Consider the following 21,613-nt stretch of genomic DNA (forward strand, 5'->3'; position numbering starts at 1 on the left):
CTGGCCGCGGCCCCGCGGGCAGAGGTTGCGCAATTTTTGTTCGTAAGGTCTACTAACAAACATGTCCGTTTCGGATGATCAGCGCCCCGCGGCGACGACAGACTTCGTCGCCGCGAACGCGCACGCCTTCGGGCCCGCGCGGCACCTGCGCTCGCGCACCAAGGTGCTCCCCGAGCACGCCCGCGGACACAACCGCGCCCTCGTGCTGCAGACGCTGTACCACTCCGGAGCGATGAGTCGCGCCGACCTCTCCCGGGAGACCGGACTGACCCGGGTCACGATCTCCGACCTCGTCGCGGAGTTCATCGCCGACGGCATCGTGATCGAGATGGGCGTCCGCGAGGCGGTGGGTCCGGGGAAGCCGCCGATCCTCATCGACATCGACCGCGCCGGGCACCAGATCGTCGGCCTCGACCTGTCGGGTCCGAACGCTTTCGAGGGAGCCGTGCTGAGCCTCGACGGCGACGTGCTGGAGCGCCGCCAGGTGCCTCGCCCGGAGCGCCCGGACGGGGAGGCCGCCTACGCCGCCCTCCGCGAGCTCGCACAGAGCCTCGTCGACGCCGCCACGCGCCCCGTGCTCGGCGTCGGCATCGGCACGCCGGGCGTCGTGCGACCGGACGGTCTGGTGCTGAGCTCGCCCAACCTCGGCTGGACCGACTTCCCGCTCGAGGCGAAGCTCGGCGCCGAGCTCGACCTGCCCGTCCTCGCGCGCAACGACGCGAACGCCGCTGTCCTCGCGGAATACACCTTCGGCGAGGCGAAGGCCGACTTCATGCTCATCAAGATCGGCCGAGGCGTGGGTGCCGGCCTCATCACGGGCAGCCAGCCGCTGCTGGGCAGTCGCTTCGCCGCGGGGGAGATCGGACACGTGGTCGTCGGCACCGATGGCGGCCCGCGCTGCGCCTGCGGCAAGATCGGCTGCCTGGAGGCCTGGCTCAGCGTCAGCCGGATGCGGGAGGCCCTCGACGCCGACCCTTCGGCGCGCGAGGACATCCTGCGCGACGCCGGCACGCGCATGGCCATCGCCATCGCCCCGATCGTCGCCGCGCTCGACCTGTCCGAAGTCGTCCTCTCCGGCCCGGCGGAACTGCTCGACGGCACGCTGATCGACGCCGCGGTCGAGACCCTGCACGCGCGCACCCTGGAGGGCGTGTTCGAAGACGTGATGGTGCGGCTCACGCATCAGGACGACATCGTGCTCCGCGGAGCCGCGGTCATGGTGCTCTCCGGGCAGCTGGGGGTGTCGTGACCTCCGCGACCACGACCGAGACCGGCATCCGATGACCGGAACCGCTGCCGCCGACCTCCCCGGTCGGCCGATTCGTGTTGGCCTGGATGTCGGCGGAACCAAGATCGACGCCGTCGCCGTCGACCCCGCCGGTGAGATCCTCGGACGCCTGCGCCGCGCCACGGGCTGGGGCGAGGACGCCGTCGTCGACAGCATCGTGTCGACCGTCGTCGCCCTCGCCGATGAGACCGGGGTCCCGCTGTCGGCCGTCGGGTCCGTCGGTGTGGGCATCCCCGGGCTGGTCGATGCGGACGCGGGGCGCGTCGTGCACGCCGTCAACCTCGGGGTCGAGTCGCTCGACCTGGCCGACCGGGCGGAGCGAGCGCTCGGCGTGCCGTTCCGCGTCGAGAACGACGTGAAGGCGGCGGCGCTCGGAGCCGCCGTGCTCAGCGGCGTGAGCGGTTCGATGGCGTACCTGAACCTCGGCACCGGTGTGGCCGCGGGCATCGTCGTGGACGGTCGCATCTGGCGAGGATCGCGCGGGACCGCCGGCGAGGTCGGCCACATCTCGGTCGACCCGCACGGACGCCTGTGCGGGTGCGGACAGCGCGGTTGCGTGGAGACGTTCTGCGGCGGCGGCGCACTCGCCAAGGCCTGGGGTCGACCCGGCGCGCTGCCGGTCAGGGACATCTTCGACGCCGCCGATGCCGGCGACCCGCTGGCGCTCGCGCTGCGTGACGACCTCTTCTTCGGCGCGGCCGCCGCGGTCCGCGTGCTGGTGCTGTCGGCCGACGTCGAGACGGTGGTGATCGGGGGCGGCCTCACGGCCATGGGAAGCCGCCTCGACGAAGGCATCAGGGCCGCACTGCACGCCGGCGCCGAGGCGTCACCGTTCGCGAGGTCTCTGCGCCTGGATGAGAGAATCGAACTGCTCCCCGCGGGTTCCCCCGCCGCCGCACTCGGCGCCGCTCTGGTGGGCGCATCCATTTCTGAGAAGGAGATCGTTCCGCATGGCTGAGGTCGTCATCGTCGAGAGTCCCGAGGCCGCCGGTGCGCTGGTCGCCACCGAGATCGTGGAACTGATCGACCGTCGTCCGGACGCCGTCCTCGGCCTGGCCACGGGCTCCACGCCGCTGCCGGTCTACCAGGCCCTGCGCGCGCAGCTCGCCGGGCGCGACGTCTCCCGGGTGCGCGGCTTCGCCCTCGACGAGTACGTCGGCATCGACCCCGCCCACCCCGAGAGCTACCGCTCCGTGATCACCCGCGAGGTCGTCGAGCCCCTGGGCCTCGACCCGCAGCGCATCCACGTGCCCAACGGCGCGGAGGCGACCATCCAGCACGCGGGTGAGGACTACGAGGCCGCGATCCAGGAGGCGGGCGGCGTCGACCTGCAGATCCTCGGCATCGGCACCGACGGGCACATCGGCTTCAACGAGCCCGGCTCCTCCTTCGCGTCGCGCACCCGGGTGAAGACCCTCACCGAGCAGACGCGCGAGGACAACGCCCGCTTCTTCGACTCGATCGACGATGTCCCCATGCACTGCATCACGCAGGGTCTGGGCACGATCCTGCAGGCCAGGCACCTCGTGCTCCTCGCGTTCGGCGAGGGCAAGGCGGAGGCGGTCGCCGGAGCGGTCGAGGGTCCGCTGACGGCCCTGCTGCCCGGCTCGGCGATCCAGCTCCACCCGCATGCGACGATCGTGGTCGACGAGGCGGCGGCCTCCCGGCTGCAGCTCGCCGACTACTACCGGTACACGTTCGCGAACAAGCCGGCCTGGCAGGGGATCTGACCCCGACTCACCGGGTCGCGGCCGGCCAGGCGAGGGGGAGCAGGTGCTCCACGCTCAGCGGCGCCAGCGGCAGCGTCTCCGCGTCTTCCGGGGTGATCCATCGCAGCTCCGCGAGCTCGGCCTGCACCCGCACCCCGGCCGGGTCGATCGCTGCGGTGAAAGCATCGGCGACGACCCGGTGACCCGGTTCGTTCGCGGCGGCGGACACGAACCGTCCGAGCGGACGGAGGTCGCTCTCGCGCAGCGCCACGCCGAGTTCCTCGTGCAGTTCGCGGATGAGCGTCTGCGCGGCGCTCTCGCCCGGCTCCGGCTTGCCTCCAGGCTGCATGAACCTGGTCGTGCCGTGCTTGCGGACCACCAGCACGCGGCCCTGGTCGTCGACGATCACCGCCGCGCTCACGTGGATGTCAGGCATCGGGGACGAACACCTTCCCTGGGTTGAGGATCCCGAGCGGATCGAAGACGGCGGCGATCTCGCGCTGCAGCCGCCACTGGTCGTCGCCGAGCTCCTCCGCAAGCCAGCGCCGCTTGAGCACCCCGATGCCGTGCTCGCCCGTGAGCGTGCCGCCCAGGCGGATCGCCGCGCGGAACAGCGCATCGGCGGCGGCCCAGACGTGTGCCGGGGTCTCGGGTCCCTCGAACACGAAGTTCGGGTGCAGATTGCCGTCCCCCGCGTGCGCGACCGTGGGGATCACGAGACCGTACTCGCGCTCGATGCGGGCGATCTCGTCGAACATCGCCGGCATGGCGCTCCGCGGCACGGAGACGTCTTCGATCAGGGTGGTGCCGAGGGAGGCCATCGCGGCGTGCATGGACCGGCGGATCGCAAGCAGCCGCTCGCCCTCCGCGCGATCGTGCGACACCTCGGTGACGCCGTCGTTGGCGCGCAGGATGGCGTCGATCGCGTCGGCCTCGGCGGCCGCCGCGGGCCCGTCGGTCTGGATGGTCAGCTGCGCCGTGCCGGGCGTCGGCGCCGGCAGGCCGAGCAGAGCGTGCACGGCCGCGAGGCTCGGGGCGTCCATGAGCTCCATGATCGCGGGCTGCACCCCGGCGGCGGTCACGGCGGCTGAGGCGGCGGCCGCGGCGCGGACACCGGGGAACAGAGCCGTCACAGTGCAGCTCTCGCCGGGGACGAGCCGCCGGAGCTTGAGCGTCGCGCCGACCACGACGCCGAGGATGCCCTCCGAACCCACGACGAGAGCCGTCAGGTCGAGGCCCGTGACGCCCTTGACGCTGCGATGCCCCAGGTGCAGAAGCCGCCCGTCGGCCAGTACGAGGTCGACGCCGAGGACGGCATCCCGCACGACGCCGTACTTCGCGCAGAGCAGTCCTCCCGCGCCCGTGGCGATGTTGCCACCGACCGTCGAGATGTCGCGGCTCGCGGGGTCGGGTGCCCACCACAGGCCGAAGGACGCGAGGTGGGCATTGAGCTCGGCGTTGAGGATGCCGGGCTCGACCACGGCCAGCAGATCGTCGGGGCGGACCTCGTGGATCGCCGTCATGCGTCGCAGCGACAGCACGATCTCACCCTCGCCCGCGTTGGCCGCCCCGGCGAGGCCCGTGCCGGCGCCGCGGACCACCACGGGCGTGCGCGTCGCCGAGGCGATGCGCAGGGTCTCCTGCACGTGCTCCACGCGCTCGGCATGCACGATCGCCAGCGGGCGCCCCGCGGCGGCATGGCCGGAGCGGTCGGAGCGCGCCCGTTCGAGCGCGTCCTCGTCGGTGTCGACGAGCGCGCCGAGCGCCTGCTGCAGCAGCGGGACGACGCTCACGACGGGATGCTCACGACGGCGAGTTCACGTCAGGGCGCGGCGACCGCTCAGAACACCGGCGACCACGGCGACGAGGGCGAAGGCGGTGCCGATCAGGGCCTGGCCCATGGACCACCACGCGATCGTCACGCCCACGTAGATGAGCAGTTCGACCAGCGCACGCAGGAACGGGTGCACGCGCAGCACGGGGCGGGGCGACAGGAACAGTGCCCACAGCAGCAGGGCCGTGACCGGCGCGCCGATGCCGATCACGATGTTCCACGGCAGGTCCCAGCTCGCGAAGCCCCACAGGGCGAGAGAGGCGATCGCCGCGATCAGGACGACGACGCGCACGAGGTCGAGCGCGGTCAGCGCCTGACGTTCGACGCCGGGGACGGGGGCGGGATCCGGAGTCATGACTCCAGTCTATTCGGCGATCGTCGAGCCCTCTGCCGCCGCAGCGACGGGCTCGGAGAGGGTCGCGACGGCCTCGACGGGAGCCGGTGCAGCCTCGGCCGGTGCAGCCTCGACCGGGGCCGGAACCGACGCGGGCTCGACGGGGGCCGGTGCGGGCTCGACGGGGGCCGGTGCGGGCTCGACGGGGGCCGGAGCGGGCTCGGCCGGAGCGGGCTCCGCGTCAGCCGGTGCCGGAGCGGACGCTGTCTCGTCGGGGACGACGGCCGCATCCGCCGCGGCCGTCGTGTCGCCGACGGGCGCGGTGTCCTCGGCGGGCTGCTCCGGGACGACGGGCGTCTCGAGCGCGAGGGACAGCAGCGTGGTGTCTGTCGAGGCCCCCGGTCCGTCCGGGAACACGTAGCGGAAGGTGACCGTGGTGGTGTCCGCGTTCCACAGCTGACGCGCGGTCGGGCGGAGATCGATGGTCCCCGTGCCGGCATCATCCAGCGTGATGCTGTCGCCGCCACCGGTGGCGCCGTCGATCAGCGCCTCCACCTGGAGACCCGGGGCTCCGGAGACGGGCACCGTGTAGTGCAGCTGGATCCCGGTGAAGGAGAGGGTCGCGGCGCTCCACCGCGGCCCCTCCGTCGGCTTCGCGGGCTCGACCGGGTCCGTGGGATCGGTCGGGTCCGTGGGGTCCGTGGGATCGGTCGGGTCCGTGGGGTCGGTCGGATCGGTCGGGTCGGTGGGGTCGGTCGGGTCCACCTGCTCGGGCGGCGCGATCGGTGCGACGGGTTGCGCCGACGGGACGACGACGGTGCCGGACTGCTCGGTCGGCTGCGGTGTCGGCGCCTCGGCGGCCGGAGGAGCGGGAGGTTCCTCCGCGGGCGCCTCGATCACGATGGGCTCGTCGAGCCCGAGCGACGTGTCGGGCGCGATGTCGGTCGTGATCGAGGAGTCGCCGTCCGCGGCGCTCGGGAGCGACGTCGCGGGACTGGCGCCGGCGAGACCGGGAACGATCGCGGCAGCGGTGACGACCCCGGCGACCACCAGTGCGGCCGACCCCGCGCCGACCAGCGCTCCCATGCCCGTGAACGCCCCTCCGGTGCTCGCGCTTCCACCGCCGGCGCTGCTGCCTCCCGCGGAGCCGGACCCACCGGACGCGCCGGAGCCGGACGCGGCGACACCCGTTGCCGCGTGCCCCGCCCCGCCATCGCCGACCAGCACGCCGCCGGCGATGCTCGACGGCATGGCCGCCATCGCGACGATCGGAGCGCTACCGCCCTGCAGGGTCGCGAGGTAGCCACCGGCACCCGCGACGCCGAGCACCAGCGGCAGCATGACGAGCGCGAGGCGCATCGAGACGTCCTTGGCCTCGGCGGCGACGATCATGCAGCGCGCGCACTCGTCGAGGTGGAGTTCGAGGCGCTTGTGGTCGCGCGTGCCGAGGTTGCCGCGGGAGTACGCGCCGAGGTGCTCGATCGTCCACTGGCAGTCCGACCCGGGGGTCGCGCTGCGCAGGTGCGCCTGGATCCACGCCTCGCGCAGACCCTCGCGCGCGCGGAACGCGAGCTGGGAGACGGCGCCCGCCTTCATGCCGAGCAGCGGTGCGACCTCCTGCGGCTTCATCTGCTCGATCTCGGTGTACCAGAGCACTTCCTGCCAGCGCGAGGGAAGGCTGCGGAATGCCTGCGCCGTCAGGCTGCGGTCGAGCGCCTCGTTGGAGGCGTTCTCGGTGCTGCTCGGGTCGGCCACCGTGTCGAGCTCGTCGATCGCGGTCTCGCGGCGCGAGCGTCCCCACGCGGCGGCGGTGTTGCGGATGCTCGTGAACAGGTAGGCGCGGAACGACCCGTTGGGCCCACCGCCCTTGGCGATCGCCTGGTAGATGCGGGTGTACGCCTCCTGCACCAGATCGTCCGGGTCGATCGACGAGGTCACCGATCGTGCGACGGCGATGCCGGACGGGTAGTGACGCTTCCAGAGTTCGCCGAACGCCGTCGTGTCGCCGGAGCGGGTGCGGAGGATCAGGTCGGCATCGCCGATGGGCTCGTCAGGTGTGGTGTTCTCTCGGTGCACAATCATCCATCTGTCCCGGGGCGCGGATCGGCCCTCAGGGGAAGAGACGCGCGAGCGCGCGTCTTATTACGCGGTACGACGATTGTCCCGCGAAAGTCCTGATAAGGCCACCCCTTCGTGCTCTGTTCGAAGGAGATCCATCGGGTTCTGTCATTCGGCATCCAGCCCCGAAAACTTTTTCCGAAGTCGCGTAATGAACTGGAGATCGCTTCGTCTCATCCCGTAGAGACAGCCATGCGAACTCCACCGGGGGGCGGAGTTCAGGCTCTGATGCGGGGGGTTCTGCATCAGGGGAAGGGTCGAGGTCCTCGGGGGAGGAGCCCTCGGCCCCGCCCGCTCGACACGGGAGGGAACGGGCCGCCGATCTGGGGAGAACGGCGGCCCACCATCCCGCTCTACGGGAGAGACAGCCGCCGATCTGGGGAGTCCGGCGGGTGTCACGACCTGTTCGATCGGAGGCCGCAGCGCTGCGCGTCGCGCGGAGTGCTGTCCTTCTAGGCGGACAGTGCGTGGCCCGTCCAGACCCGCGCGACGCGCAGCCTCGCATCGAGCAGCACGGCGTCGCCGAGCATGCCCGCGCGCAGCGCGCCGAGACGCGTGTGCCGTCCGACGGCCCTCGCCGGTGTCTCGGTGAGCGCGCGCACCGCCTCGGTCAGGGGCACCCCCGCGCGTACGGCGCGCTGCAGTGCCACATCCTGCGTGAGCGTCGACCCGGCGATCGAGCCCGTGTCGTCGGCGCGCGCCACCCCGTCGAGGACCGTCACGCGAACGGCGCCGAGGTCGTACTGCCCGTCGGCGCTGCCCGCGGCGGCCATGGCGTCGGTGATCAGCGCGACCCTGGTCGGCGCCGCGTCGAACACGAGCTTCACGACAGCGGGGTCGAGGTGGATGTCGTCCGCGATCGCCTCGAGGATCACCCGGTGATCGGCGGCCGCGGCGAGCACGGGGCCAGGGGCGCGGTGGTGGATGCCGTTCATCGCGTTGAACGCGTGGGTGAGGATCGACGCTCCCGCCTCGAACGCCGCGATCGCCATGTCGGCGTCGGCGTCGGTGTGCCCCACGGCGGCCGCCGCTCCGGAGGCGACGATCTGCCGCACGGCGTCCAGCCCACCCGGCAGCTCCGGCGCGATCGTCACCTGGCGCACGGTGCCGCGCCCCGCGTCCAGCAGCCGGGCGACGTCCCGCTCGGAGGGGTGGCGCAGCAGCGACGGCTCGTGCGCGCCGTGGTGGCCGGGGTCGAGGAACGGGCCCTCGAGGTGCGAGCCGAGCACGTCGACGTCGGTCTCGGTGAGGTCGGCGATGGTCGCGACGCTCTCCGCCAGTGCGTCCAGCGTTCCGGTCACCAGCGAGATGACGGCGCGGGTCGTGCCGTGCGCGCGGTGCAGGTCGCGCCCGGTCCGGATCGCGTCGATGCCGTCGTCGTACGCGGCACCGGCGCCGCCGTGGCCGTGGATGTCGATGAAGCCGGGGGTCAGCACGGCGTCGGGACCTGCGGCCTCCGCCGCGTCGACCACCTGGTCCGCGGACTCCCACTCCGACCCGGTGCCGCGCGAGACGACGACGCCGTTCTCGATGCGGACCCATCCGTCGTCGGTGACCTCACCGCGGTCGACGATGCGGGCGGAGTGGACGACCAGCGAGCCGGTCGCGGAGGAGTGGGTGGTCAACGTTCGCTCCAGGGGATGTCAGCGGCGGGGTGGAAATCGACCCCCTCAGCCTTCCACAGCGGCGCGAGTCGTCCGACCCGCGCCCGGAACGACTCCCAGCTCCGACCGGCACCCTCGCGCGGGGACCACGCGACCTCGGCCTGGGCCGCCGCGCGGGGGAACACCAGCTGCTCGACCTCGTCGAGCGTGCGGGTGGTCTCCGACCACAGGGGCGCCTCCACGCCGAGGATCGCGGACTCCGGCACGTCGAGCACCGCGGTCGGCTCCCACTCGTAGGCGGAGCGGACGTCGATGATCGCCGCCCACGTGAGCCCCAGCGGGAAGTCCTCGGTGTACTTCATGTCGAGGTAGGTCACGTTCGCGGCGGACATGATCAGCGCGCCACCGCGCTCGACGAAGTGCGCGGCCTCCGCCGCGTGCGTGCCCTCCGGCGTGGTCTTGCCCCAGTACTGTCCGACGGTCCCCTCGGCGATGTTCGCGGCGGAGCCCATCTCGTGCCAGGCGACGGGGGTCTTGCCCTCCGCGACCACGATCGCCGTCGCGCGCTCGGCGAACAGGTCGAAGTCGGCCTGCGGGGTGCCGAGCGACTCGTCGCCGCCGATGTGGATGTACGGACCGGGCGTCATCTCGGCGAGCTCCCGGACGACGTCGCGCACGAAGTCGTAGGTGCGCTCCTCGTGGATGCGCACGCTGGAGTGGCCGACGCCCCATCCGAGATACGTCTCGCCGGCGACCGGGAGCGGCTGCCCGAGCCGCTCGGAGTCGGCGACGAGGGCGTCGTTCAGCACCGGCTCCTCGACGAGCTCCGGATAGGCGACGCCGATCGCGTGCGTGTGTCCCGGCAGGTCGATCTCGGGGATCACGATCATGTGCCGCGTCGCGGCGTAGGCGACGATCTCGCGGTAGTCGTCCTTCGTGTAGAAGCCGCCGGGGTGACCGTCGACCGAGGTCGTGGCCGCACGCTCGGTCAGCAGCGGCCAGGCGTCGATGTGCACCCGCCAGCCCTGGTCGTCGCTCAGGTGCAGGTGGAGGTGGTTGTACTTCAGGGCGCTCGTGCTGTCGATGAAGCGCTTCACGTCGTCGACGCCGAAGAAGTGGCGCGCCACGTCGAGCATCACGCCCCTGCGCGCGAACCGTGGGGCGTCGGCGATCTCCACGTGCGGCAGCGCCCAGCCTCCGGCGTCCTCGCGCAGCAGCTGCAGCAGCGTCTGGACGCCGTAGAACAGCCCGGCCTCGTCGGCGCCGGTGACCACCGCGCGGTCGTCGATCCGCAGCGTGTACCCCTCGGCAGCCGCGACACCGCTGTCGAGGCGCAGCTCGATGTCGGCCGGCCCTTCGGCGGCCGTTTCCAGCCGCAGGCCGGTGCGGCGCTCGACCGCGGCGGCGAGCTGCGCGGCGGCGGGGGAGGAGCCCTGGATGCGGGACGTGGAGGTTATCGCGAGGCGGCCGTCGCCGACGGTGGCGGAGGCGGGGGCGGGCACGAGGGGGAGCTCGAGAGGAAGGACCATGAACAAAACCTATCGGCCGCGGACGCCCGGGGGAACAGCGGAATCGAAACGATTCTGCGTGGCCGGTCGGGCACCCGCCGGCAGCGCGCTGTCCCGCTCCGCTGATCCGCTATGCTCGTAATCGTCGCGACTGGCGTCTGGGTGGACTACCACCGGGGAGCGACTGACCACGGAATTCGACCGCGCGCCTGGGCCGATGCGAACACCCCTCGAATCCGTCGTCAAAGGAGCACGTCATGACCGACCGTTACTTCAACGCCCCGCTCGCCGAGGTCGACCCGGAGATCGCCCAGGTCCTCGACCGCGAGCTGAAGCGTCAGCAGACCTTCCTCGAGATGATCGCCTCGGAGAACTTCGTCCCCGTCTCGGTGCTGCAGTCGCAGGGCTCCGTGCTGACCAACAAGTACGCCGAGGGCTACCCGGGCCGCCGCTACTACGGCGGGTGCGAAGAGGTCGACGTCGCCGAATCGCTGGCGATCGAGCGGGCCAAGAGCCTCTTCGGTGCCGAGTTCGCCAACGTCCAGCCGCACTCCGGCGCGTCCGCCAACGCGGCCGTGCTGCACGCGATCGCCCGCCCCGGCGACACGCTCCTGGGCCTCTCGCTCGACCAGGGCGGGCACCTCACGCACGGCATGAAGATCAACTTCTCCGGCCGCCTGTACGACATCGTCGCCTACGGCGTGAACCCCGAGACCTCGACCATCGACATGGACGAGGTGCGTCGCCTCGCGCTCGAGCACAAGCCGAAGGTGATCATCGCCGGCTGGTCGGCGTACCCGCGCACGATGGACTTCGCGGCCTTCCGCGCGATCGCCGACGAGGTCGGTGCGGTGCTGTGGGTCGACATGGCGCACTTCGCCGGCCTCGTCGCCGCGGGTCTGCACCCCAACCCGGTCCCGCACGCGCACGTCGTCTCCTCGACCGTGCACAAGACGATCGGCGGCCCCCGCTCCGGCTTCATCCTGACGAACGACGCCGACATCGCCAAGAAGATCAACAGCGCGGTGTTCCCGGGCCAGCAGGGCGGTCCGCTCATGCACGTGATCGCCGCCAAGGCCACCGCGTTCAAGCTCGCCGGCACCCCCGAGTTCAAGGAGCGGCAGGAGCGTGTGCTCCGCGGCGCCGCCCTCATCGCCGAGCGCCTGTCGCAGCAGGACGTGCAGGACGCGGGCATCGCCGTGCGCTCCGGCGGCACCGACGTGCACCTCGTGCTGGTCGACCTGCGCGACGCGGAGATCGACGGCAAGCAGGCGGAAGACCTCCTGCACGACATCCACATCACCGTGAACCGCAACGCCGTGCCGAACGACCCGCGTCCGCCGATGGTGACCTCGGGCCTGCGCATCGGCACCCCGGCGCTCGCGACGCGCGGCTTCGGCGACGCGGAGTTCACCGAGGTGGCCGACATCATCGCGCTCGCGCTGCTGCCCGGCGCCGACGTGGAGGCCCTGCGCGCCCGCGTGGACGCGCTCGCCGCCGCCTTCCCGCTCTACCCCGACCTGCAGCAGTAGTCCCTCGCGCCGAGCGCACCGGATCCTGCCGAGTGCACGGCCTGCTCACGCGAGCGGGGCGTGCACTCGACGGGAAGCCCTGCACCCGGCGGGAGGGGAGAGAAGAAGAGGAATCACATGACCGCGAAGATCCTGGACGGCAAGGCCGCCGCGGCCGAGATCCGGGCCGAGCTGACCGAGCGGGTCGCCGCACTGAAGGAGCGCGGGATCACGCCGGGCATCGCGACCGTGCTCGTCGGTGCCGACCCGGCCTCGCAGCTGTACGTCGGCATGAAGCACCGGCAGTCCGAGGCGATCGGCATGAACTCGATCCAGCGCGAGCTGCCCGCCGACGCGACCCAGGAGGACGTCGAGGCGCTGATCGACGAGCTCAACGCCGACCCCGCCTGCCACGGCTACATCGTGCAGCTCCCGCTGCCGAAGCACCTCGACACCGACGCCATCCTGGAGCGGATCGACCCGGCGAAGGACGCCGACGGCCTGCACCCGACCAACCTCGGCCGGCTCGTGCTCAACGTCAACGCGCCCATCCACACGCCGCTGCCGTGCACGCCGCGCGGGGTGATCGAGCTGCTGCTGCGCAACGACTACGACCTGAAGGGGAAGCACGTGGTGGTGGTCGGCCGCGGCGTCACGATCGGCCGCTCGATCGGGCTGCTGCTGACCCGCCGCGACCTCAACGCCACCGTCACGCTCACCCACACCGGCACGGTCGACATGCCGCGCTACCTGCGGGAGGCCGACGTGATCGTGGCCGCCGCGGGCGTGAAGCACCTCATCCGCGCCGAGGACGTGAAGCCGGGCGCCGCCGTGCTCGACGTGGGCGTGACCCGCGAGACCGACCCGGAGACGGGCAAGAGCCTGGTGTTCGGCGATGTCGCGCCCGATGTGGCGGAGGTCGCCGGCTATCTGTCGCCCAACCCCGGCGGCGTCGGACCGATGACGGTGGCGCTGCTCATGACCAACGTGGTCGAAGCCGCCGAGCGCGCGGTCTGACACCGGCGGCCCGTCACCGCGGGATCGAGAAGGCGCCCCACCCGGCCGGGAGGGGCGCCTTTTCCATCCCGCGGCGGGACGAGGCGGTGCGAGGAGACGGTGCAGGCGGGAGGAGACGGGGCTCAGCGACCGTGCAGCGAGCTCTCGACGCCGCTGATGCGCGCCTGCTCGTCGAAACGGAACGTCGCGGTGCCGCTCGTGTCGACCACGGTCGCACCGGAGAACGCCTCGTCGGTCCACGTGAGCGTCCAGCCGGCCAGACGGGCGAGGTCCCACACCGACGTCCGGGCGTCGGGCAGCGCCGCGCCGGAGAGCACGCGGGGGAGCGCGACCACGGCGTCGGCCACCGTGAGCGGCGCCAGCGGTGCGTCGAGGAGGAACACCGCGCGCGTGCCGCCGTCGACCGGCGCGGAGTAGTACGGGGAGCGCCCGGTCAGCTCGACCGCGACCCCGCCGATCGTGTGCGCCGCCTGCGCGATCCAGTCTGCGTCGCCCGAGGCCTCGGCCGGGAACGGCACCTCGGGGGAGGTCAGCTCGGCGACCCCGTGCTCGGTGCCGTACGCGCGCAGCTGGGCCGCGACACCCTGGGGGTCGCCCTGCGGGTGCGCCCACGCCCACAGCAGCGAGCGCGGCCCCGGGGCGATCGTCGCGATCAGGTGGGCGCGGGTCACCAGCTGCCGCGTGGGATCCGCGTTCGCCGTGAACGTGAGCGTGCCCGCAGTCAGGTCGGCATCCCAGCGGTGCTCGCCGAGCGCATCGGCAGCCGCGGAGAGGGCGTCCTGGCGGAGCGCGGTGAACAGGGCGGCACGGTCGGCGAGCGGCTGGAGGGCGGCGAAGGTCATGCCCCCAGTCTCCCCGTGATTGCTATGAATCCGCCACCTCGGCGCGGGCCGGAGCGACCGCCGCCGCCGGTCGTCCCATCCGCCAGACGCTGGGGACCGCGAGCGTCGCGAGGGCGATCGTGCCGTACACCGCGCCGGACGCGATCAGCACGGTGGCCGGATCGGCCTGGGTGATCAGCCAGCCGTACACGAGCGTGCCGATCGGCATCACCACGAAGCTGCCCAGCATGTCGTAGCTGGCGACGCGCGAGAGCTTCTCGCCGGGCACGTTCTCCATCATCGCGAGGTTCCAGCCCGTCGCGAACACCTCGGCTCCGGCCCCCGCGAGGAACGCGGCCATCGCCAGCAGCACCACCCCGGGATGCACGCCGAGCACGGAGAGCGGGATCGCGAACGCGGCCATCCCGATCATCCCGTAGCGCAGCGGACGCCGCAGCGGCACCCACATCAGCAGCAGCGTCATCAGCAGCACCCCGACGCCCTCCGCGCTGAGCACCCACCCCCAGCCGGTGATGCCGAGCCGGTCGTCGTTCTTCGCGATGTAGGGCCCCACCACCCCCCACGCCCCGACGTGGATCGCGTTCATGATCATGAAGGCCAGCACGATGGTCCACAGCCAACTGCGGCTCCAGAACTCGTGCCACCCGATCCGCAGGTCGTGGAACATCGTGGTGCCGCCCTCCGCGGCGGGCGGAGGCAGCTTCACGAGCGCGAGGACCGGGATCGCGACCAGCCAGCCCGCAGCCTGCACCACCATGGCCCACGCGGGACCGGCGGCCGCGACCACGACACCCGCGATCACCGGTCCGCCGATCGTGACGGCCGACCGCACGAACGACAGCATCGCGTTCGCCTGCTGCAGGTGCTTCGGGGTGGTCAGCTGCGGGATGATGCCCTGCATCGCCGGGAGCACGAACGCGGTGGAGGCGCCGTTGACCACCGACAGGATCGCCAGCAGGGGGACCGTCGCGGTGCCGGTGAAGAGCAGGGCGGCCATCGCGCCGATCGACAGGATGTCGACGACGTAGCAGGACTGGATGATGAGCGCGCGCGGCAGGCGGTCGGCGATGACCCCGCCGAACAGCACGAACACGATGTTGCTGACGGTGAACGCGGCCAGCACGATTGACAGCGACCGGGCGTCGTTGTCGATCTCCAGCACCGCGAAGGCCAGCGCGATCGACGACATCGAGCCGGTGATCATCGTGATCGCCCGCGCCAGGAAGAACCAGCGGAAGTTGCGGTCCTGCATCGCCGCGAGACCGCGGATCATCGGGACGCCTCGCTGCTGTGCACCGAGTCATCCTGCCACGGATCACGCGGCGCGGCGGGTCAGTAGCTGGAGCGCGGTGTGCCGTCCGTGCCGATGAAGCGCGTGGCCAGTGCCTCGGACGCCCGGGCGAGCAGCGCCACGTCGGCGCCCACCGCCACGAAGTCCGCGCCCGCCGCGAGGTAGGCGTCGGCCGCGGCGGGGTCGAACGCGTTCACGCCCACCGGCTTCCCGGCGTCGTGCACGGCCGCGAACACCCGCTCCACCGCGGCGACCACGTCGGGATGCGTCTGCTGGCCGAGCAGCCCCATCGACGCGGACAGGTCGGACGGGCCGACGAACACGGCATCGACGCCGTCGACCGCCGCGATGTCGGCCGCGGCCTCCACCCCCGCGGTCGTCTCGATCTGCACCGTGAGCGAGGTGTGCTGCGCCGACTCCTGCAGGTACCGCTCGACGCGGTTCCACCGGGCGCTGCGGGCCAGGGCGCTGCCGACGCCGCGCACCCCCTCCGGCGGGTAGCGGGTCGCGGACACGGCGGCGCGGGCCTCCTCGGCGGACGAGACCATCGGCACGATCAGATTCTGCGCGCCGAGGTCGAGGATCTGCTTCAGCGCGACCGCATCGTTGAAGGGGGCTCGCACGAGCGGGGTGACCGGGTACGCCGCGACCGCCTGGAGCTGGAGGAGCACCGACTCGAGCGTGTTGGCAGAGTGCTCCATGTCGATCAGGAGCCAGTCCAGGCCGGAGCCCGCCGCCACCTCGGCGAGCAGCGGGCTGCCGGAGCACACCCACATCCCCACGAACGGCCGGTCGGACTCCGCGAGCTGTGCGCGGAACGACGGGGCTAGACAAAGCGGCATGTGATGGTTCCCATCGGTCCGTAGTCGCACAGCACCTCGTCGCCGCGCGACACCCACATCGGGCGCGTGAACGATCCTGCCAGGATGATCTCGCCAGGCTCCAGCCGCGCGCCGTGCTGGTGGAACTTGTTCGCGAGCCACGCGACGCCGGTGGCGGGGTGCCCGAGGACGCCGGCGGCCACGCCCGTCTCCTCGATCTCGCCGTTGCGCGACAGCACACCCGGCACCCAGCGCAGATCGATCGCATCGGGGCGCTTGCGCACGGTCCCCAGCACCATCGCCCCGTAGGCGGCGTTGTCGCTGATCGTGTCGACAATCGTGCGGCCCTCCAGCTCGATGTGCGAGTTGAGCACCTCCAGCGCGGGGACCGCGTAGTCGATCGCGGCCAGGGCGTCGTCCAGCGTGCAGTCCGGACCCTCCAGGGGTTCCTTCAGCACGAAGGCGAGCTCGACCTCGATGCGCACGTTCGAGAAGTGCGCGGTCGGGATCTCGGCGCCGGACTCGTAGACGGTGTCGTCGAACATGACGCCGTAGTCGGGCTCGGTGATGCCCGTCGCCTGCTGCATAGCCTTCGAGGTCAGCCCGATCTTGCGGCCCACCAGCCGGCGCCCCGCCGCGACCTGCGAGTCGCGCCACACGCCCTGGATCGCGTAGGAGTCCTCGACGGTGGCCTCCGGGTACCGCGCGGTGATGCGCGGGATCACGCCGTGCGTGCGGTCGGCCTCGGCGAGCTCCGCCGCGATCTGCGCGATCGTCTCCTCAGACAGCATCCGTGCCCCCTAGAGCTGGTGGCCCAGCTTGTACTCGCCCTGCTTGTACTCGGGCATCGAGCCCTCGCCCTCGTCGGCACGCGTGTACGAGAAGCCGTCGGCGCCGATCGTGACCGCCATCTCGCTGGAGTCCGTGCGGGCGACGACCGGCTGCGGGTTGCCGTCGAGGTCGAGCACGAGCGACGCGTCGGTGTACCAGGACGGCACGACCGGGGTGCCCCACCAGTCGCGGCGCTGGTTGTCGTGCACGTCCCACGTGACCACGGGGTTGTCGGGGTCGCCCGTGTAGTAGTCCTGCGTGTAGATCTCGACGCGGTGGCCGTCGGGGTCGCGCAGGTAGAGGTAGAACGCGTTCGAGACGCCGTGACGGCCGGGGCCCCGCTCGATCGCGTCGGAGCGGCGGAGCGCGCCGAGCTTGTCGCAGATCGCGAGGATGTTGTGCTTCTCGTGCGTCGCGAAGGCGACGTGGTGCATGCGCGGGCCGTCACCGCCGGTCGCGGCGGTGTCGTGCACGGTGGGCTTGCGGCGCATCCACGCGGCGTACACGGTGCCCTCGTCGTCCTGGATGTCCTCCGTCACGCGGAAGCCGAGGTCCTGGTAGTGGCGCACGGCGCGCGGCACGTCCGGGGTGACCTGGTTGAAGTGGTCGAGGCGCACGAGCTCACCCGGGGTGTGCAGGTCGTACCGCCAGGACAGGCGCTCGACGTGGTCGGTGGCGAAGAAGAACTCGTACGGGAAGCCGAGCGGGTCGACCACGCGCACGGAGTCGCCGATGCCCTTCACGAACCCGTCCTCCTTGCGGCGCACGTCGCAGCCGAGCTCGGTGTAGAACTCCACGGCGCGGTCGAGGTCCTCGGCCGAACGCACCCGGTACGAGAACGCGGCCACCGCGGCGATCGGGCCCTGGCGCAGCACCAGGTTGTGGTGGATGAACTCCTCGGTGGAGCGCAGGTAGATGGCCTCGTCGTCCTCCTCGGTCACGTACAGGCCGAGGATGTCGACGTAGAACTGGCGCGAGGCGGCTAGGTCGGTCACCACGAGCTCCATGTACGCGCAGCGCAGGATGTCGGGCGGGGTGCTCTTCGGCGTCGCGACGGGGTTGTCGGACTCGATCGGAGCCTCCTGGCTCACGTAGTACCCCGAGGAGGTCAGCGTCTTCTTGGTCTTGTCGGTCATGTCAGCGTCCTTGCTCGTGCGACGGGTGTCAGTTCTTGCCGAAGGTCGGGTTGTGGGGCGTGGAGGCGAGCGTGATGTGCACGCTCTGCTGGTCGGTGTAGAAGTCGATCGAGCGGTAGCCGCCCTCGTGGCCGAGGCCCGACGCCTTCACCCCGCCGAACGGGGTGCGCAGGTCGCGCACGTTGTTGCTGTTCAGCCACACCATGCCCGCCTCGACCGACTGCGCGAACGTGTGCGCGCGCTTGAGGTCGTTGGTCCAGATGTACGCCGCGAGCCCGTACTTGGTGTTGTTCGCGAGCGCGAGCGCCTCCTCGTCGGAGTCGAACGGGGTGATGGCGACCACCGGGCCGAAGATCTCCTCCTGGAAGATGCGGGCGTCGGGGGAGACATCGGCGAACACGGTCGGCGCGACGAAGTTGCCCTCCTCGAAGCCCTCGGGGCGGCCGCCACCGGCGACCAGACGCCCCTCGGACTTGCCGATCTCGACGTAGCTCATGACCTTGTCGTAGTGCTCGGGGTGAACGAGCGCGCCGACCTCGGTCGCGGGGTCGTGCGGGTAGCCCACCTTCACGCGCTTCGCCTGGGCGGCGTAGCGCTCCACGAACTCGTCGTAGATCGACCGCTCGACGATGATGCGCGACCCGGCGGTGCAGCGCTCGCCGTTGAGGGAGAAGACGCCGAAGATGGTCGCGTCGACCGCGGCCTCCAGGTCGGCGTCGGCGAACACCACGGCGGGCGACTTGCCGCCGAGCTCCATCGACAGTCCCTTGAGGAACGGAGCGGCGTTCCCGAAGATGATCTGCCCGGTGCGGCTCTCGCCCGTGAACGAGATGAGCGGCACGTCGGGGTGCTTCACGAGGGCGTCACCCGCGTCTTCACCCAGGCCGTTGACGAGGTTGAACACGCCCTGCGGCAGCCCGGCCTCCTCGAAGATCCCCGCCCACAGCGAGGCGGACAGCGGCGTGAACTCGGCCGGCTTCAGCACGACCGTGTTGCCGGTCGCGAGCGCGGGACCCAGCTTCCACGACTCGAGCATGAACGGCGTGTTCCACGGGGTGATGAGCCCGGCGACGCCGATCGGCTTGCGGTTGACGTAGTTCATCTGCTTGCCGGGCACCTTGAACGCGTCGTCGGCCTGCGCCACGATCAGGTCGGCGAAGAAGCGGAAGTTCTCGGCGGCGCGGCGGGCCTGACCCAGCGCCTGCGTGATCGGCAGACCCGAGTCGTACGACTCCAGCTCGGCGAGGCGGGCGTCGCGCGACTCGACGATGTCGGCGATGCGGTGCAGAACGCGCGAGCGCTCGCGGGGGAGCATGCGCGGCCAGGGCCCCTCGTCGAAAGCGCGCTTGGCGGCGGCGACGGCGAGGTCGATGTCGGCCTTCTTGCCGGCGGCGGCCGTGGTGTAGGTCTGGTTCGTCACCGGGTCGAGCACGTCGAACGTGTCGCCGTCGACAGAGTCGACGAAGGAGCCGTCGATGTAGTGCTGGATGTGGTCGGGCAGGTCGGCGGGGATGCGGGAGTCGGTCATGATGCTTCTCCTTCGGCGGGGACGGAACGGGTGTGCAGCGCATCGAGGAACGCGTCCCTCGTGCGCCAGCGGTGGTTGCGGGCGGCGAGCTCGATCTCCAGCGGCTCGGCGCCGTCGCGGATCAGCTCGAGGATCTGGGCGTGCTCGTCCACGGAGTGGTGCGCACGGCCGGGCACGTAGGCGAACGTGGAGTCACGGATGCCGGACAGCCGGGCCCAGCCGCGGTGCACGAGGTCGAGCAGGTGCGGGTTGGGGCACGGCTCGAACAGCACCGAGTGGAACTGGCGGTTCAGCTCCGTGAACGCGTGCGGGTCGAAGTGGTCGAGCAGCCGGGCCATGCGGTTGTTGACCTCGGCGGCCTCGGCGAGGGCGTCGGCGTCGAGCAGGGGAGCGGACAGCGCGGTCGCCGCGCCCTCCACCAGCCCGAGCGTCTGCATCGTGTGGGCGTACTCGCCCTCGTCGACGAGGGTCACCCGGGCGCCCACGTTCCGCTCGAACGTCACGAGCCCCTCGGCCTCCAGTCGGCGGATGGCCTCGCGCACCGGCACCACGCTCATGCCCAGCTCGTCGGCGATCGGGCCGAGCACCAGGCGGTAGCCAGGGCCGTAGGTGTGCGCGGAGATGCGCGAGCGGATCCAGGCGTACGCCTGCTCCGACTTGCTCGCGCTCTCGACCGTGCTCACCGCTGGTCCTTCCCGGCCCCGGTGGCCTGCTCGTAGCGGGCGCGCCACTCGGCGTTCAGCGGGAAGAGACCGTCGACCGGGTGGCCGGCGGCGACCTGCTCGGCGATCCAGGCGTCCTCGACCTCCTGCGCGATCGCGTCGGCGGCGACCTCGGCCGCCAGAGCCGGCGGGATCACGATCACGCCGTCGCCGTCGCCCACGATGATGTCGCCGGGCTGCACGGTCGCGCCGCCGCACGAGATGGTCACATCGACGTCCCACGGCACGTGCTTGCGGCCGAGCACCGAGGGGTGCGCGCCCTGCGAGAACACGGGGAGCCCGATCTCGGCGACCGCGTCGAAGTCGCGCACGCCGCCGTCGGTCACGACGCCCGCGGCCCCGCGATTCTGCGCCCGCAGCGCGAGGATGTCGCCCAGCGTGCCGGTGGTGGCGTCGCCCCGGGCCTCGATCACGATGACCTCGCCCTCGGCGACCGCGTCGAACGCGCGCTTCTGGGCGTTGTATCCGCCGCCGTGCGAACGGAACAGGTCTTCGCGGAACGGCACGAAGCGCAGCGTCTTCGCGGTGCCGACGATCTTGGTGCCGGGGAGGTTCGCCGAGACGCCGTCGATGAAGCAGGAGTGGTGGCCGCGCTTGCGCAGCTGAGCCGACAGCCCGGCGGTCGGAGCCTCGAGCAGCTGGGCGCGCAGCTCGGGCGTGAGCGTGGGTGTGTCCTCTTCCGGCGGCAGGCCCGCCTCCTCGCGGGAGCCCCACGCCTCGGTGCGCTGCAGGTCGTCGACGGCGGGAAGGGAGCCGAGGTCGCGGTCGAACGGCACCTCGCCCTGCGTCACCGTGGTCACCAGGCGGCCGGAGCTCGGAGCGCCGGGCGCGTCCGGCGCGTCGACCTCGACCTCGACCACGTCGCCCGGCACGATCACGGACGAGCCCGCCGGGGTGCCGGTGAGGATCACGTCGCCGGGCTCGAGGGTGAAGTGCTGCGACAGGTCGGCGACGAGCTGGGCGAGCGGGAAGATCAGTCCGGCGGTGGTGTCGTCCTGCCGGAGCTCGCCGTTGACCCAGGTGCGCACGCGGAGAGCGGCGGGATCGACCGTGCGGGCGTCGATGAGCTCGGGGCCCAGGGGCGTGTAGCCGTCGCCGCCCTTGGAGCGGACGTTGGAGCCCTTGTCGTTCGCGCGCAGGTCGTACAGGCCCAGGTCGTTCGACGCGGTGACCGCGCCGACGTGGTCCCACGCATCGGCGAGCGAGACGTGGCGCGCCGCGGTGCCGATCACGAGAGCGATCTCGCCCTCGAAGGCGAGCAGCTCGGTGCCGGCCGGGCGCTCGACCGTGCCGCCGGAGACGCCGACCGAGCTGGCGGGCTTGAAGAAGTAGGAGGGAGCGGCGGGGCGGCGGCCGCGCTGGTCGGCGCGGGACGCGTAGCTCAGGTGGATCGCGATGATCTTGCCGGGGCGGGTGATGGGTTCCGTCACGGGGGCGCCTCCTCGCGCTCGGTGCATGTCGTGCCGGACGCGTTGTGCGTCGTATCCGAAATCATATATCATCGTGTCACCCCTCGGCA

The 21,613-nt window shown here is 71.8% G+C and carries 19 protein-coding genes and 1 riboswitch; of the genes, 5 read left to right on the plus strand and 14 right to left on the minus strand.

The window, feature by feature from the left end; all coding sequences use genetic code 11:
* Window positions 1-61: 61 nt before the first annotated feature.
* From ACWH95_RS09985 to nagB, 3 genes are read left to right on the plus strand one after another with little or no spacing between them, the layout of a single operon-like run.
* A complete protein-coding gene (locus tag ACWH95_RS09985; protein ID WP_136030992.1) occupies window positions 62-1,249 on the plus strand; it encodes an ROK family transcriptional regulator in 1,188 nt (395 codons plus the stop codon).
* A gap of 31 nt (window positions 1,250-1,280) precedes the next feature.
* A complete protein-coding gene (locus ACWH95_RS09990; RefSeq protein ID WP_247638478.1) occupies window positions 1,281-2,246 on the plus strand; it encodes an ROK family protein in 966 nt (321 codons plus the stop codon).
* Window positions 2,239-3,018, plus strand: a complete 780-nt coding sequence (nagB, locus tag ACWH95_RS09995; protein ID WP_136030990.1) for a glucosamine-6-phosphate deaminase — start codon at window positions 2,239-2,241, stop codon at window positions 3,016-3,018. Before ACWH95_RS09990 ends, nagB begins: the two co-directional genes overlap by 8 nt.
* A 7-nt stretch (window positions 3,019-3,025) precedes the next feature.
* Here the strand turns inward: nagB and ACWH95_RS10000 are convergent, their stop codons facing one another.
* The 6 genes from ACWH95_RS10000 to ACWH95_RS10025 all read right to left on the minus strand — a co-directional run bounded on the left by ACWH95_RS10000 (window position 3,026) and on the right by ACWH95_RS10025 (window position 10,416).
* The gene (locus ACWH95_RS10000) at window positions 3,026-3,433 is read right to left on the minus strand and encodes an NUDIX hydrolase (RefSeq protein ID WP_136030988.1); all 408 of its coding nucleotides are present in this window, start codon (window positions 3,431-3,433) and stop codon (window positions 3,026-3,028) included.
* Window positions 3,426-4,790, minus strand: coding sequence for an FAD-binding oxidoreductase (locus tag ACWH95_RS10005; RefSeq protein ID WP_378803485.1), 1,365 nt, complete (start codon window positions 4,788-4,790; stop codon window positions 3,426-3,428). The genes ACWH95_RS10000 and ACWH95_RS10005 overlap by 8 nt, the downstream gene beginning before the upstream one ends.
* Before the next feature lie 24 nt (window positions 4,791-4,814).
* Entirely contained in the window at window positions 4,815-5,186 is a 372-nt protein-coding gene (locus ACWH95_RS10010) for a YrdB family protein (RefSeq protein ID WP_136030984.1), read from the minus strand.
* A gap of 9 nt (window positions 5,187-5,195) precedes the next feature.
* Window positions 5,196-7,247, minus strand: coding sequence for a sigma-70 family RNA polymerase sigma factor (locus ACWH95_RS10015; protein WP_378803486.1), 2,052 nt, complete (start codon window positions 7,245-7,247; stop codon window positions 5,196-5,198).
* Window positions 7,248-7,735: 488 nt separating this feature from the next.
* Entirely contained in the window at window positions 7,736-8,908 is a 1,173-nt protein-coding gene (locus ACWH95_RS10020) for an N-acetylglucosamine-6-phosphate deacetylase (RefSeq protein ID WP_378803487.1), read from the minus strand.
* Window positions 8,905-10,416: a beta-N-acetylhexosaminidase gene (locus ACWH95_RS10025; protein WP_378803488.1), complete on the minus strand. Its 1,512-nt coding sequence runs from the start codon at window positions 10,414-10,416 to the stop codon at window positions 8,905-8,907. Before ACWH95_RS10025 ends, ACWH95_RS10020 begins: the two co-directional genes overlap by 4 nt.
* A 116-nt stretch (window positions 10,417-10,532) precedes the next feature.
* A riboswitch (ZMP/ZTP riboswitch) is annotated at window positions 10,533-10,617 on the plus strand.
* Window positions 10,618-10,652: 35 nt separating this feature from the next.
* Here ACWH95_RS10025 and glyA point away from each other — a divergent pair.
* Both glyA and ACWH95_RS10035 read left to right on the plus strand, forming a co-directional pair.
* Window positions 10,653-11,927: a serine hydroxymethyltransferase gene (gene glyA, locus ACWH95_RS10030; RefSeq protein WP_136033951.1), complete on the plus strand. Its 1,275-nt coding sequence runs from the start codon at window positions 10,653-10,655 to the stop codon at window positions 11,925-11,927.
* Window positions 11,928-12,044: 117 nt separating this feature from the next.
* Window positions 12,045-12,923: a bifunctional methylenetetrahydrofolate dehydrogenase/methenyltetrahydrofolate cyclohydrolase gene (locus tag ACWH95_RS10035; protein WP_136033953.1), complete on the plus strand. Its 879-nt coding sequence runs from the start codon at window positions 12,045-12,047 to the stop codon at window positions 12,921-12,923.
* A 122-nt stretch (window positions 12,924-13,045) separates the two neighbouring features.
* Here ACWH95_RS10035 and ACWH95_RS10040 read toward each other — a convergent pair whose 3' ends face one another.
* The 8 genes from ACWH95_RS10040 to ACWH95_RS10075 are packed head-to-tail and all read right to left on the minus strand — an operon-like array spanning window position 13,046 to window position 21,551.
* Window positions 13,046-13,765 (minus strand): DUF6882 domain-containing protein, encoded by a 720-nt coding sequence (locus ACWH95_RS10040; protein WP_136044387.1) that lies wholly within the window; start codon window positions 13,763-13,765, stop codon window positions 13,046-13,048.
* Between the two features lie 22 nt (window positions 13,766-13,787).
* Entirely contained in the window at window positions 13,788-15,038 is a 1,251-nt protein-coding gene (locus ACWH95_RS10045; RefSeq protein ID WP_454120596.1) for an MFS transporter, read from the minus strand.
* Between the two features lie 59 nt (window positions 15,039-15,097).
* Window positions 15,098-15,898 (minus strand): HpcH/HpaI aldolase family protein, encoded by an 801-nt coding sequence (locus ACWH95_RS10050; protein WP_454120597.1) that lies wholly within the window; start codon window positions 15,896-15,898, stop codon window positions 15,098-15,100.
* Window positions 15,883-16,668, minus strand: coding sequence for a fumarylacetoacetate hydrolase family protein (locus tag ACWH95_RS10055; protein WP_454120598.1), 786 nt, complete (start codon window positions 16,666-16,668; stop codon window positions 15,883-15,885). Before ACWH95_RS10055 ends, ACWH95_RS10050 begins: the two co-directional genes overlap by 16 nt.
* A gap of 9 nt (window positions 16,669-16,677) precedes the next feature.
* Window positions 16,678-17,844, minus strand: a complete 1,167-nt coding sequence (gene hpaD / locus ACWH95_RS10060; protein WP_136036961.1) for a 3,4-dihydroxyphenylacetate 2,3-dioxygenase — start codon at window positions 17,842-17,844, stop codon at window positions 16,678-16,680.
* Window positions 17,845-17,872: 28 nt separating this feature from the next.
* Window positions 17,873-19,372 (minus strand): 5-carboxymethyl-2-hydroxymuconate semialdehyde dehydrogenase, encoded by a 1,500-nt coding sequence (hpaE, locus tag ACWH95_RS10065; protein ID WP_136033965.1) that lies wholly within the window; start codon window positions 19,370-19,372, stop codon window positions 17,873-17,875.
* Complete coding sequence (locus tag ACWH95_RS10070) at window positions 19,369-20,055, minus strand: GntR family transcriptional regulator (protein WP_454120599.1); 687 nt, start codon at window positions 20,053-20,055, stop codon at window positions 19,369-19,371. Before ACWH95_RS10070 ends, hpaE begins: the two co-directional genes overlap by 4 nt.
* Window positions 20,052-21,551, minus strand: coding sequence for a fumarylacetoacetate hydrolase family protein (locus ACWH95_RS10075; protein ID WP_136036962.1), 1,500 nt, complete (start codon window positions 21,549-21,551; stop codon window positions 20,052-20,054). Before ACWH95_RS10075 ends, ACWH95_RS10070 begins: the two co-directional genes overlap by 4 nt.
* Window positions 21,552-21,613: the final 62 nt, after the last annotated feature.

The organism is Microbacterium sp. NPDC055502 (assembly GCF_053643635.1).

Bases quoted from the DNA above. Each gene is read 5' to 3' on its own strand.
- ACWH95_RS09985 (WP_136030992.1), top strand. From the start codon at position 62: ATGTCCGTTTCGGATGATCAGCGCCCCGCGGCGACGACAGACTTCGTC.
- ACWH95_RS09990 (WP_247638478.1), top strand. From the start codon at position 1,281: ATGACCGGAACCGCTGCCGCCGACCTCCCCGGTCGGCCGATTCGTGTT.
- nagB (WP_136030990.1), top strand. From the start codon at position 2,239: ATGGCTGAGGTCGTCATCGTCGAGAGTCCCGAGGCCGCCGGTGCGCTG.
- ACWH95_RS10000 (WP_136030988.1), bottom strand. From the start codon at position 3,433: ATGCCTGACATCCACGTGAGCGCGGCGGTGATCGTCGACGACCAGGGC.
- ACWH95_RS10010 (WP_136030984.1), bottom strand. From the start codon at position 5,186: ATGACTCCGGATCCCGCCCCCGTCCCCGGCGTCGAACGTCAGGCGCTG.
- ACWH95_RS10015 (WP_378803486.1), bottom strand. From the start codon at position 7,247: ATGATTGTGCACCGAGAGAACACCACACCTGACGAGCCCATCGGCGAT.
- ACWH95_RS10025 (WP_378803488.1), bottom strand. From the start codon at position 10,416: ATGGTCCTTCCTCTCGAGCTCCCCCTCGTGCCCGCCCCCGCCTCCGCC.
- glyA (WP_136033951.1), top strand. From the start codon at position 10,653: ATGACCGACCGTTACTTCAACGCCCCGCTCGCCGAGGTCGACCCGGAG.
- ACWH95_RS10035 (WP_136033953.1), top strand. From the start codon at position 12,045: ATGACCGCGAAGATCCTGGACGGCAAGGCCGCCGCGGCCGAGATCCGG.
- ACWH95_RS10040 (WP_136044387.1), bottom strand. From the start codon at position 13,765: ATGACCTTCGCCGCCCTCCAGCCGCTCGCCGACCGTGCCGCCCTGTTC.
- ACWH95_RS10045 (WP_454120596.1), bottom strand. From the start codon at position 15,038: ATGATCCGCGGTCTCGCGGCGATGCAGGACCGCAACTTCCGCTGGTTC.
- ACWH95_RS10050 (WP_454120597.1), bottom strand. From the start codon at position 15,898: ATGCCGCTTTGTCTAGCCCCGTCGTTCCGCGCACAGCTCGCGGAGTCC.
- ACWH95_RS10055 (WP_454120598.1), bottom strand. From the start codon at position 16,668: ATGCTGTCTGAGGAGACGATCGCGCAGATCGCGGCGGAGCTCGCCGAG.
- hpaD (WP_136036961.1), bottom strand. From the start codon at position 17,844: ATGACCGACAAGACCAAGAAGACGCTGACCTCCTCGGGGTACTACGTG.
- hpaE (WP_136033965.1), bottom strand. From the start codon at position 19,372: ATGACCGACTCCCGCATCCCCGCCGACCTGCCCGACCACATCCAGCAC.
- ACWH95_RS10075 (WP_136036962.1), bottom strand. From the start codon at position 21,551: ATGCACCGAGCGCGAGGAGGCGCCCCCGTGACGGAACCCATCACCCGC.